General features: G+C 28.0%; 11 protein-coding genes. 4 read left to right on the forward strand and 7 right to left on the reverse strand.

Features of this window, described 5'->3' with window-relative positions; translation table 11 throughout:
* Positions 1–40 precede the first annotated feature (40 nt).
* Positions 41–850, forward strand: coding sequence for a flagellin family protein (locus tag ACNI3D_RS09335; RefSeq protein ID WP_129099337.1), 810 nt, complete (start codon positions 41–43; stop codon positions 848–850).
* Here ACNI3D_RS09335 and ACNI3D_RS09340 read toward each other — a convergent pair.
* The 3 genes from ACNI3D_RS09340 to ACNI3D_RS09350 are packed head-to-tail and all read right to left on the reverse strand — an operon-like array spanning position 839 to position 3,420.
* Complete coding sequence (locus tag ACNI3D_RS09340) at positions 839–1,756, reverse strand: Ppx/GppA phosphatase family protein (RefSeq protein ID WP_419766802.1); 918 nt, start codon at positions 1,754–1,756, stop codon at positions 839–841. The genes ACNI3D_RS09335 and ACNI3D_RS09340 overlap by 12 nt on opposite strands.
* Complete coding sequence (locus tag ACNI3D_RS09345; RefSeq protein WP_129099339.1) at positions 1,756–2,313, reverse strand: CDP-alcohol phosphatidyltransferase family protein; 558 nt, start codon at positions 2,311–2,313, stop codon at positions 1,756–1,758. The genes ACNI3D_RS09340 and ACNI3D_RS09345 overlap by 1 nt, the downstream gene beginning before the upstream one ends.
* A gap of 9 nt (positions 2,314–2,322) precedes the next feature.
* Positions 2,323–3,420: a diguanylate cyclase domain-containing protein gene (locus ACNI3D_RS09350; RefSeq protein ID WP_129099340.1), complete on the reverse strand. Its 1,098-nt coding sequence runs from the start codon at positions 3,418–3,420 to the stop codon at positions 2,323–2,325.
* A gap of 104 nt (positions 3,421–3,524) precedes the next feature.
* Here ACNI3D_RS09350 and ACNI3D_RS09355 point away from each other — a divergent pair, with 104 nt between their 5' ends.
* Positions 3,525–3,773, forward strand: a complete 249-nt coding sequence (locus tag ACNI3D_RS09355; RefSeq protein WP_129099341.1) for a hypothetical protein — start codon at positions 3,525–3,527, stop codon at positions 3,771–3,773.
* Between the two features lie 4 nt (positions 3,774–3,777).
* Positions 3,778–4,209: a thioredoxin TrxC gene (gene trxC, locus ACNI3D_RS09360; RefSeq protein WP_258238585.1), complete on the forward strand. Its 432-nt coding sequence runs from the start codon at positions 3,778–3,780 to the stop codon at positions 4,207–4,209.
* Here trxC and ACNI3D_RS09365 read toward each other — a convergent pair.
* Positions 4,206–4,958, reverse strand: coding sequence for a tRNA 2-thiocytidine biosynthesis TtcA family protein (locus ACNI3D_RS09365; RefSeq protein ID WP_129099342.1), 753 nt, complete (start codon positions 4,956–4,958; stop codon positions 4,206–4,208). The two genes, trxC and ACNI3D_RS09365, sit on opposite strands and share 4 nt — an antisense overlap.
* Before the next feature lie 148 nt (positions 4,959–5,106).
* Between ACNI3D_RS09365 and ACNI3D_RS09370 the strand changes: the two genes are divergently transcribed.
* Positions 5,107–5,295, forward strand: coding sequence for a hypothetical protein (locus ACNI3D_RS09370; RefSeq protein WP_129099343.1), 189 nt, complete (start codon positions 5,107–5,109; stop codon positions 5,293–5,295).
* Between the two features lie 44 nt (positions 5,296–5,339).
* Here the strand turns inward: ACNI3D_RS09370 and ACNI3D_RS09375 are convergent, their stop codons facing one another.
* The 3 genes from ACNI3D_RS09375 to ACNI3D_RS09385 form a co-directional block, all read right to left on the reverse strand.
* Positions 5,340–7,208, reverse strand: coding sequence for a methyl-accepting chemotaxis protein (locus ACNI3D_RS09375; RefSeq protein ID WP_375723838.1), 1,869 nt, complete (start codon positions 7,206–7,208; stop codon positions 5,340–5,342).
* 13 nt (positions 7,209–7,221) lie between these two features.
* Positions 7,222–8,919 (reverse strand): FMN-binding glutamate synthase family protein, encoded by a 1,698-nt coding sequence (locus tag ACNI3D_RS09380; RefSeq protein ID WP_129099345.1) that lies wholly within the window; start codon positions 8,917–8,919, stop codon positions 7,222–7,224.
* Between the two features lie 96 nt (positions 8,920–9,015).
* Positions 9,016–12,582 carry a proline dehydrogenase family protein gene (locus tag ACNI3D_RS09385; protein ID WP_419766803.1) on the reverse strand — a complete coding sequence of 1,189 codons (3,567 nt, stop codon included), beginning with the start codon at positions 12,580–12,582 and terminating at the stop codon, positions 9,016–9,018.
* Positions 12,583–12,706 lie beyond the last annotated feature (124 nt).

Consider the following 12,706-nt stretch of genomic DNA (forward strand, 5'->3'; position numbering starts at 1 on the left):
TTTTTCTAATATAATTTACAATAATCTAAGGAGTCTAAAAGTGGATGTAAATAATCTTACTAATGTAAGTAATGTTGGCGTAAACAATATACCTAAACAATATGTTGATAAAGCACGGTTTAATGGTTCAGTTAATGCAGTTGATAATGAAGATGCATTAAAAGTCTCTATCCATGAAGTTTACAATAAAAAAAGAGATGAATTATCTCATTCACTTAGAAATTTAAATGAAGGTATCGCAATTACTCAAATTTCTATGAACTCCCTCTCAAAACAACAAGACAACTTAAAAAATATCGGAAATGCTTTAGTAAAACTAGATAGTAGTGGAGATTATGAAAATAAAAGATTTGAAACAGCAGAAGAGATTTCAAATCAATTAAATAGTTATAATCAAGAAGCAGAAAAAGCAAGATTTAATAAAAAACTACTTTTAGATGACCAATATGGTGATGAAATAATAAATGTAGTTACAGCAGAAAAAGATTTTAAGATAACTGGCGTAAATACAAAAGAAATATCTCAAACACTAGTTAATAGTTTGCAGTCTAATTCTTTATCTTCAAGTGAAGATGTAAATAGTGCCTTGGAAAATCTAGATACAGCATTAAGTAAAAGTGAAGCATTTACAGAAAATTTTTCAAAAATGAATAATGAGATGAAACAAGTGGCAAGAGGGACATTAAATGAACAAATAAATTTACTAAAAGAAAATAGTAAATTAAAAGATTTGAGTTTTGGCTCTGATTTTAATAATTTTTCAAAAACAAATATAATGAGCCAATTAGGAAATTTAGCAGCATCACAAGCACATATTATTCAAGAACAAACTTCAAAATTAATTGGATAATTTTAAAGCATGATCTATTGCTACACCTTCTCTTAAACCATCGTCAAAAACTATTGACTTGTCTTTATTCAAAATAGTATAAAACAGTTTAAAAATAAATACTCCAGACTCAATAAAATCGATTCTTCCACCACCTACTAAATCAAATATTTCTTCTTTTGATAATGTTCTAAATTTATATAAAAAATCTTCTATTTCTTCAAGTGATAATTGGGTTCCATTTATAAGATTTCTATCATAATTATTAAAATTAAGTCCCAATTTTACTGCAGCAATAGTTGTAGGTGTTCCAGCAGTTGCCACAAAATTAAACTTATCTAAGTTGATATTTAAACTTTTTATAAAAAGAGAAATCTCTTTTTTTCTTCCATCTAATTCTATTAATAATTTATTTTGATTATTTTTATACTTTTGAGATAAAGTTACAATTCCAATATCAAAACTTTTTGCAAAGTATTCGTTCCCATTATTAACAATTAACTCTGTAGAACCACCACCAATATCAATTAAAGCAAAATGTTCAGACTCTTTTTTTTCTCTTTTTAAAGCATATTTAACAGCTAGAAGAGTCAATCTTGCTTCTTCATCACCATTTATTATTTTAAATTCAAGACCACATTCATCTTTAAATCTTTTTAATACTTCTTTAGAATTATCTGCTATTCGCATAGCTGCAGTTGTTACACAAATTGCATCTTTTGGATTAAATTTTAGCTTTTCAATCGATCTTTTAACAGCTGCTATTACTCTATTTTGAGCTTCAATTGAAATTTTTCTAGTATCAATCAATCCATCAGCCATACCTACAACTTCTTGATATTCATCTATGATTTTATGATTTAAACCATCATAAAGTAAGGTTCTAAAAGAATTAGAACCCAAATCTACGGATACAATATTTCTCATTAAGGATGTGGAATTTTAATTTTTGAATTAAGTAAATAACCTATAATAATCATAGATATTAAAACTATAGTTTCAGGTAAAATTCCTGTTAACCAAATAAGATACACAACAAAAAGTAAAATAGCACCAAGGGGTGTAGGAATACCTGTAAAATATTTTTCTACTTGACCTTCTTGTGCATCGATATTAAATTTTATCAATCTTCTAAGTCCTGAAATAATGTAATATATAAAAGTAAATAATACAAGTATTGTATTTAACTCTAATTCTTTACCATCAATTATCGCAAAATAAATAAACATACTAGGCACAATAACAAAAGATAAAAAATCAGCATAAGAATCTAACTGTATTCCAAACTCTGTTGATAAGTTATATTTTCTTGCGATTTTTCCATCAACGATATCAAATGCTCCTGCAATCCAAGCAAAAAGCGCCGCACCAAAAAACTGTCCATGTGTTATAAAATATATTGCTAATATACCAGCACCTATATTAAAAAATGTAGCTAAATTAGCTAGATTAAAATGATTATATTTATTAAATAAAAAACCCAAAATTTTCCTTTATATTGTATATTGGTTTCTACCATTTTGTTTAGACTTATATAACTTTTCATCAGCAAGTTTATACAATCTATTTGTAGATATATTTGAACCTGGTTCATAAATAACAGCTCCAATAGATACTGTTACATATTTATTTGCTTTACTCTCTTTGTGTTCAATTTTTAAAAACTCAACTAGTTTTAAAATTGCACTTAAACAATTTTCTAAAATTTCTTTGTCAACATCAAATAATATAGCACCAAACTCTTCTCCACCTAACCTAAAAACATACTCATACTCTTTGTTAAAGTATTTTTTCAATTCATTTGCAACAGCTTTTAGGGTTTTATCTCCCATATCATGACCATAAGTATCATTATACTGTTTGAAAAAATCAATATCAAACATTATAAAAGCAGTTTGCCATTTATTTGAATTTGATACAACTGGAATACTATCAAATATTGTATCAAAATATCCTCTATTATATAACAATGTCATTGAATCTGTTATAGATTCTATTTTATATTTTTTGTTCAATATTGTTAGATGGTTATCTTTTTTTATAATACTATATGTTAAATAAATAAAAATAGCAAAAGAGAAAATAACTAAAGCAATGATATTATAAAAAAGTAGTTTTTTCATATTCTCATATCTATTTAAAAACTCTTTTCTTTGTTTTCTAGCATTATTTATTTCATATTCAATTAAAAAATTTATTTTTTGAATCATAATTGTATATTTCATGTTATTCTTATCCATAAATGAAACTTTTATATCTTCATCTATAGAATCAACAACTTTTCTCTCTTGTATAGTTTTATAAGCTTTAAAATATGCATTCCAATTTGATTGAATTATTCTTTGACTTTTTTTGATTGAACAAAGTTTTTCTCTATTTTGAAGACAGATAATCATATCTTTGTAACTTGAAGATATGTTTTGAAGATTTGTAACAGGAATAAAGTTGCCAAAATATATTTTATCTATTTGTTTTTTTAGGTTTTCAATTTGTGAGTTGAATATAAAACTAGCCATTACGAGCATCATTATTATAGTTATTAACAATAATACCAATTTAAAACTAACTGAGTCAAAAATACGTTTTTTCATTATTTCTATTATATTAAAATAATTATTAAACCAAGTAAAAATTATATTTGCTATTTATTAGAAAATTTAGATAAAATTAAGAATATCCTTCGAAAGGACACATTATGGAAATAAATAGCAATCTTGGGGCAATGAAAGTAGAAGAACTTAAACTTAATGATTCTGCTAAAAATATTGCAAATCCAAGAACTAATGCAAAGTCAAGCAATGAAGAAGTTACACAAGAAGTTACTCCTGATTTAATAAAATCTATTACAGAACAAATACCTATTCCTATAGCATATCAAGCAAATGCTACTAGTATAAAAGTGCAAAATGAGATTTTTGCATCAATAATAAATATAAAAGCATAAAATAATGGATAAGATAAAAGTAGTTTGTTCTTTTTGTAATAGTGTAAATTCTATTCCCAAAAAAGATAGTTATAAAGTAGCTAATTGTGGTAAATGCAAAGAATCACTTCTAAATACAAAACCACTTGATTTAAATGACTCAAACTTTGATTTACAAATTGTAAATTCTGATATTCCTGTAGTTGTAGATTTTTGGGCACCTTGGTGTGGACCTTGTAAAATGTTTGCACCAACATTTGAAGAAGTTAGTAGTAAATACCCTTTAAAAGCAAAGTTTGCAAAAGTAAATACAGAAGTTGAACAAAAATTAGGCTCTAAGTATCAAATACGCTCAATTCCTACTTTAATTATTTATAAAGCAGGAAAAGAGATGGAAAGAGTATCAGGAGCATTGGATTCTGCAAGATTAAATATGTTGATTAATAAATATATTTAATCTAATAACTCTTTATCAAAAAAAGTTGAAGTTTGGATGTTTTTAAATGCTGCTTTCATAGAAACAAACATTTGAGGATTTTCTTCTTCCATTTTTTCCAATAATTCTTTTGTTGCAGCTCTTGCATGTGGCATTTTAATATCAAATCTCATAGCAGGACAAGCTTCATCACCTATTACACTTATTTCATTTGTTGTTGCAAAAGCTCTTAATTGTCTCTCTCTACAAAAAATAAGAGGTCTTATTACTTCTAGTCCATTCTCAGCTTTATATCTAGGAGGCATAGATCTCAAAGCTCCATTATATAAGAAATTCATAAAAAATGATTCCATTGCATCATCTAAGTGATGTCCTAAAGCCAATTTATTATATCCTTGTTCTTGTGCAGTTGAGTATAAATACCCTCTTCTCATTCTTGAGAAAAATGAACAAAAAGAAGAGTTTTTTCTTATTTTTTCTTTTGATAATTCAAAAATTTCTGTATCAATAATCTCATGTTCTATTCCATGCTTGGCACAATGTTTTGACAAGAACTCAACTTGTTCTCCCATACCATAAGTTACAGTAACTGCTTTAAATTCAAAATCAAATGGTGTAACTCTTTTTATATGATTTAATGCATGAATTAATGTAGTAGAGTCTTTTCCACCTGAAAATCCAACTAAAACTCTATCACCTTCTTTTATTAAACCATACTCCGCATTTGTTCGTCCAACTACACTTGAAATTTTTTTACTTAATTCAATCAATTTTTTTTATCCTAAACTTTTTTCGCGATTATATCATAATTTATATTTATTTATATATTTAATATTCATCGATAAAATATATAAAAATTAACTACAATTTTAGAAAAAGTTACTATAATTTGAATATAATTTAAAATAAAGATAAAAAATGACAACAGAAGAAATAAGCCAATTTAGACAAAAAATAAGTGAAACAATCATGCCTCTTGCTGCAAATATGAAAGATGTCGATATAAAAGAGTTAATAGAACATATTGAAAAAGAAAATCCCGAACTTCCTGAAGGCTTTGGAAATATGCTTTATGAGCAAGTTCTTATATTAAAATATAAAAAATAAATTTATTTTTTATATTTTAACCTTCAATATCCTAAATACAAATATCAAATTTCTTCGTGAAATTCTTTTTTATTTGTATTTTCTACAACTTTCTCTGCTATTTTATTTACTTCATTAGCTACATGATTAGCCTCAGATGCAACAACTGCATTTTGTTGAGTTACTTGATCTAATTTGTTAATCGTACTATTAATTTGTTCCATCGCACTAAATTGTTCTTTTGAAGCATTCGAAACTTCTGAAATAAGAGATAAGGTATTATGAATATTTTTATTTAATCTTTCATATCCATTTATCATATCAGTTGATATTTTTTTACCTTCATTTGTTTTTTCTGTTGCATTTTCAACCAACTCTTTTATTTCATGTGCTGCTTCAGCGCTTCTTGAAGCTAAATTTCTAACCTCTTGCGCAACTACAGCAAAGCCTTTCCCCGCTTCACCAGCAGTTGCTGCTTCAACTGCTGCATTAAGACTTAAGATATTTGTTTGAAATGCTATTTGATCAATTATTGTAATTGCTTCTGCTATTGATTGAGTTTGTTCATTTATTTTATCCATAGAAGAAGCTGTTCTTGAAGCTAATTCTTCTCCTTGTGTTACTGAATCAGAAACTTCATTTGCATAAGTGTTCATTTGTACTATATTATTTGAACTATTTTTCATATTTGATGTTATCTCTTCAATTGCAGCAGCAGATTCTTCTAATGATGCAGCTTGGTTATTTGCTGAAATAGTTAAGCTATCTACACCTTTTGACAATTTATGTGCATTTGTTGATAAATCTACTCCCATCTTTTTATTTTCAATTAACATAGTCGTTATTGCAAGCCCTAAATTATTTATATCATCACAAAGTGCTTTTAAATCACCTTCCATATGAGTTGTATCTATTTTAGCTCTATAATCATAATTTGTATAAGAAGATAATACATTCATTGCATTTTGAATATTCTCTTTTACTACAAAAAGCATTTGGTTAATAACTTCTTTTAACTCATGTAAAGTAGGGTTTGGAGTATCTCCACTAATAGATACATCTAAAATACCTTTTTTTGCCTCATTTGCACAATGAATTGCACTATCAACTAATACTCTATCTTTTTCAATAGTAATTTTTGTTTTTGTAATACTATTATTTATAATCTTAGCCATAGTTCCTAACTCATCAGAAGAATTTAATTGAATCTCTTTTGCATCACTTTTTTCTTGGTTTAGATACTGGAAAAAATCTAATAATCCATCTTGAAATATAACAAGAGGCTTTTTAATTGAATTAGTAACTCCAATAATAATAAAAAATAATAAACTTATAACCACAGCAACAAGTGTATATAGAGTATATCTAGTCTTTTCTATCTTCTTTAAAGCCAATTCATAACTTAAATTATTTTGTTTATATGCAAATTCATTGATACTATTTAAATCTTTAGAAATTTTAGTAAAAGGAATATCACTCTCTAAAATTTTATCTAAGTAAATATTCATAACATCATTCATTGCATCAGTAATTTGTCCATTATAATCTTTTAAATTAACATCAATGTCTTTAATTAATTTTTTTATTTTTTCATCATGTACAACTGATTTTAATAGTTTTTTATAATCTTCATCAACTACTTTTCTAATATCATTTAGTTTTTTTATTTCTGCATTAATTTCTGGTTCATCATATGCACCAGTTACATAATTAAAAACTTTGTATAAAATTCCATTATATAACTCAATATCAGCCAAAAACTTACTACTTGTTTGATAAAGTTCAAATTTAACTTCAACAATTTCTTTTAATGTATTTTTATTTGAAGTTAAAGAGTTATTTGCAAATATTGCTAATGTTAATAAAAATAGTAAAGCAATACTTGGTGCAATTAGAACTTTAGAACCAATTTTTAGATTTTTTAGTCCAAACATAAAAATTTCCTTCTTATTTTTTGATTAATATTCTTCTCTCAAATAAAGCATCCATATCATCATGAATAATTGAATCTTTATCTAAGAAAATTAATTTATCTTTATTTAGTTGATTGACATTTTTCAATCCCATTACTGCAAGTAAACTTTTCATACTTTTTAAAATATTTTTATGATAGTTTTTAACATTACTAGCATGTTTTTTTACAAAATAATGCTTTCTTTTTTTAATGTCTTGTGTTGCTAATCCAACAGGACATTGATGTTCTCCAGCACCTGAACAATATCTTGCACGAATACACCCTGCACTCATCATAAAACCACGAGCAATTTGTACAAAATCAGCACCTAAACAAAGTGTAATTATTACATCATCCGGAGTCAAGATTTTACCACTTGCTGATAATTTAACTTTGTCTCTAACTTCATAATCTTTTAAAACTTTATCAACTAAGTATAAAGCATCTCTAATATCCATACCAATTCTTTCCATCATATCTAATGGTGCAGTAGCACTACCTCCACTTCCACCATCAATAGAGATATAATCAGGATAAGGTAAACCTAACTCTTCTCTTCTTTTTATCTCTTTTGCAATTGGAACTATATTGTCATAATCAGAAATAACTATTTTTATTCCTACTGGTTTTTTTGATGCTTCTTGTAGTTCACCTATAAAATCAAATAACTCTTCAGTAGTATTAGCATAAGGAAATCTATTAGGAGAAAAAGCATCTTTGTGTGCTTCAATATTCCTATAATAAGCAATTGAAGGAGTTACTTTTTCAGCGATTAATTTACCACCTGTTTGTTTAGCACCTTGAGCAATTTTTATCTCAGTCATTTTACAAAAACTCATTTGTTTTTTATAACGCTCTTTATCAAACTTTCCATCTCTTGATCTAACACCATATAAACCTGAACTTATTTGTAAAATAATATCTGGCATATCTTCAGGTACTTCATTTGGGAAAGCTTCAATAGGTGCCTCCCAATTAGGTCTAAAAAAACACTCTTTATCTTTATTAAAAACATAAGTATCTGCTTCTAAGTCCTTTTTAAATAGACCTCTTCTATAAAAATCAATAGCTACTGGTTCATTGAATAAGATTTTCGATAATCTAAAAATCTTATGCTGTAAAGCATTACCAGTAACTTCTTTCATATACTTTGTATCATAATTATAATGTGTTACGAAAAAGTTTGAAGTCAATCCACCCTCACCTGAATTTATTGGAAAATCACCATCTTTTGCTCCATAAACAAAAGCTCTAGTCCCCTCAGGAGAAATAGACCCATCACTCATCGGCCCACGACCTAAAATCGAATTTGCCACAAAGGGTTTTTCTCTATTTTCACCAAATGTAACTGAAAACTCATTATCAATTTCATCTTCATTTAATACAATGTTCGTGTGTCTTAACATAAATTTTGGTTTAGGTAATGGCTGAGAAGGTGAAAAAGATGCAAAATTGACTTTATCCCTTGAAGCACTATATACCCAATCTAGTTTATCCATTGATTCATAAAATTTTTCATCACCAAAATATTGTCTAAAAGGTTCTCTAAACTCTTGGAAAACAAATCTCAAACGGCCAACAATTGGATAATTAACTAAAATTTGATGTGTTCTTTGAACATATTTATCATGGACATACCACATAAATATACCTAAACCAAAAACTACTAATACTATAAACCAAGTTTCCATATATAATTCCTATTATATTTTTTAGGGCTTTAACATCACGAAATGTATAAAAGTGGGGTTAAAATTAAAAGTGGCAATAAGAAGGAAAATTCCTTCTTATTTTAAACCTCTTGCACCAATATTTCCATATCTATGGAAAGAGTGAGAGATTGATTGCTCAATGAAATAGTTAAGAAGTTCTAGTCTTCCTTCCATCATTGGAGCTTGTCTTACTATATATGTAAGAGATTTTGATGCAGCTTCAAAAATTGAAGAAGGAACTTTACTAATATTTGAGTAAATAACTCTTTGATAATCTTTTATTGTATTTGCAAAAGATTTATCATCTTCTTCAACAACTTTATTTGTTCCTAATAGAATAGCAGATTTAGCTAAGAAATCTTTAATAGTATCATTGCCATTAATTGAAACAGTAAAGCTTACATTTGAAATTCTTGCTCCTAAGATTCTAGATACTACTTCAAAAATTGTATCATCAGAGCTTACTCTAATCACAATTTTATCCAATGGTAAATATCTAAAGTGATTATCTTCACCTCTTACTTCACAATAATCTTTTGCTTTACTAAATTCATTTTCATAGTTTTCATAATATGATTGAACAGCAACTGCTAATTTTTCGAACTCTTCTTTATTTTCACCTTTTGATTTACAAGATTCAATAAATTTAACTAAATCAGAGTTGTATTTTTTACTAACAGTTGGATTTGATTTTTCAGTAAAATTAACAAATTGAGTAACATAGTTGAAAATACCAACTTTTCTTCCTGCTCCAATTGCAGATTTACCCATACCACCAAATGGTTGTCGCAGAACAATCGCACCAGTTGTTCCTCTATTTACATAAAGGTTACCAGCTTTAAGATTTGCTTTCCAATAAGAAACTTCTCTTTCATCAAGAGATTCAATACCAGAAGTCAATCCATAACCTGTATCATTTACAATTTTTACAGCATGTGCTAAATCTTTTGCTTTAACAACGGCAAGAACTGGTCCAAATAACTCATTCATATGAATAAAGTTACCCTCCTCTACGCCCCATTTAATTGCTGGTTTTAACATATACTCATTACCCTCTGCATATTCAGGAGCAACCAACCACTCTTCTTTACCTTCTAATTCACTAATTGCTTTTTTAAGATTTCCAGATACAGGATTTGCTAAAGTTCCAATTCTATTTTTTAAATCCCAAACAGAACCAACACTCATAGACTTAGCAGTATCAATTAAAGCTTTTTTAAATGACTCATCATTATAAACTTCTTCTTCTAATACTAAAAGTGATGTTGCAGAACATTTTTGACCTGAGTTTGCAAATGCACTTTGACAAACATTTTTAACAGCTTGTTCTCTATCAGCCATATTTGTTACAATTGTTGCATCTTTACCACCAGTTTCAGCAGTCAATAATAAATCAGGTCTAGTTTTTAACATAGCAGCAGCTGTATCTTCACCACCTGTTAAAATAACAAAATCAACATCTTTATTAGCAATTAAATGCTCACCTGCAAGTGCACCTGGACAAGGAACAAATTGAAGAACATTTTTAGAAATACCAGCATCCCAAAAACATTTACACATCTCATATGCTGTTAATGCTGCAGCTGATGCTGGTTTAATAATAACTGTATTTCCAGCAGCTAAAGATGAAGCAACTCCACCTAAAGGAATAGCAACTGGGAAATTCCATGGTGGAATTACAACACCTACACCTTTTCCTGAAAACTCTAAGTTTTGATATTTTTCAAAATAATGTGTACTATATGGATAAAATTCTAAGAAATCAACCGCTTCAGAAACTTCAACATCTGTTTCAGTAAATACTTTACCAACTTCAGCAGCAGCAACACCGATTAAATCATCTCTTCTCTCTCTCACCTTTATAGCTACAAGTTTAAGTGCAGCATGTCTTTGTTCATGAGTTAAACTTCTCCAACCATCTTTGTCAGCCTTTGCAACTTCTACAGCTTTTTTAAGATCATCAGCATTTGCATTTGCAAATTTACCTGCTAAAACACCATCTTTAATTTGAGATTTATCAATTGCATCTACTACTTTTCTATCTTCTGAAATATCAACTCCCCCAACAACTATTGGAGTAATTTTGTGTTCTGTATCTTTAGAAAATTGCCATTTTTTAATAATATTTCTAGCCCACTCTTGATTAGCTGCTAATACGAAATCTGTATCAGCTTCAGCATGATACTCTTTTGTATCATATGATGAGTGTGAAAAATCATCCCATTTTTCTGTAAGTCTATTTTGTGTTCTATGAGCACCTACAAATGAAGTTTTTTCATTTTCAAAAGATTTTAAAAATAATTCTTTTTGCATATTCCAATCTTTTGAACCAACTGTAAGACCAAAAGAGTATCTAATAAAGTTATTTGGACCTGTATTTTCATCAAGTCTTCTCACTAAATATGCAATTGCATTTGTGAATTGTTCTTTTGCAGCAGTTGGTGCATATAAAATAACAGATTTAGAAATTTCTCTAATTGCTAATCTTGCAGCTTCACTCATACCTTCTAACATCTCTAAAGTATGATATTCGCTTGTTTTATTTTCTTGAGCTAATGTTGTAGCAAATGCTAATTCAAATAAGTTATGAGAAGCAGTTCCTATATGCATAAATGGAGCATTATCTGGTTGTAATGCAAATCTAGCCATTCTTTTATAATTTGAATCTGTATCACTTTTATCTGTATAAGTTACCATTTCCCAGTGTTTTTGGCTTGCTTCAGTTTCTTCCATCTCCATATTAGCACCTTTTACAAGTCTAAACTTCATAGGAGAACCACCATTTTCTACTCTTTTTTTAGCCCAAGCTAATAAGTCTTTTTGTACCAAAAATGAATCAGGAATATATGCTTGTAATACAATACCAGCATAAAAATCTTTAAACTGTGGTTTATCCAATGTTCTTTTGAATACTTCAACTGTAATAGCTAAATCCCTATACTCTTCCATATCAAGATTTATAAATTTATTTGATTTAGTTCCATCTGGAGCTATGTAAGGATACTTAATTGCTTGTTCATATATTTTAGTTAATTTTTCAACAAGCACTTCAACTGTGTGCTCAAAATTCAAAGGACTGATTTGAGAATAAATAGTTGATATCTTAATAGAAATATAGTCAATATTTGGATTAGATAAAGCTTTTAAATATTTTTCCATTCTCTCACTTGCTTCTTCTTCACCAAGAACAACTTCACCAATAAGGTTAATATTGACTCTAGTACCCTCTTCTTTTCTCATAATTAAGTGTTTATTAAAAGGCTCTTCTTCTCCTTTAATAACTACTGTCTTAGTATCTTCTCTTATTTGATTTACAAACATAGGAACAGATAAGTTTGGTAAAAATTTTCCAAAATTTTGGAATAACCATAAAAGTGTCTTATCTTTTGTTGTAAAAAAGTGAGCCATCCCATGCTTTTCTAATAAGAAAATAATTTGATCAGCGACTCTTGCATTTGAATCACATCTAAAACATTGATCCATTAATTCTATTAAAAGAGCTTTATCTTTTGGATGATCAAGCATTTTATTCATTTTTACATAAAATTCTCTATCCCAATCGCTAACAAGTTCTGTTGCTCTATTTTGCCATTTTTCAGCTAGTTTAACTGCTGATTCTACAATTTCTGTTTCATTTTTCATTTATTGTCCTTAAAATTTATTGTTTTTTAATTAATTTTGAGTAGTTTTGAGCACATTATTAATTGTGCTCAACTACTAACTTGCTACTTTAATTAAGGATTCCCTGGCCTTTATGTAAATCTTG

It is taken from the genome of Arcobacter siniprincipis (SeqCode) (genome assembly GCF_048571125.1).
Lineage (GTDB): Bacteria > Campylobacterota > Campylobacteria > Campylobacterales > Arcobacteraceae > Arcobacter > Arcobacter siniprincipis.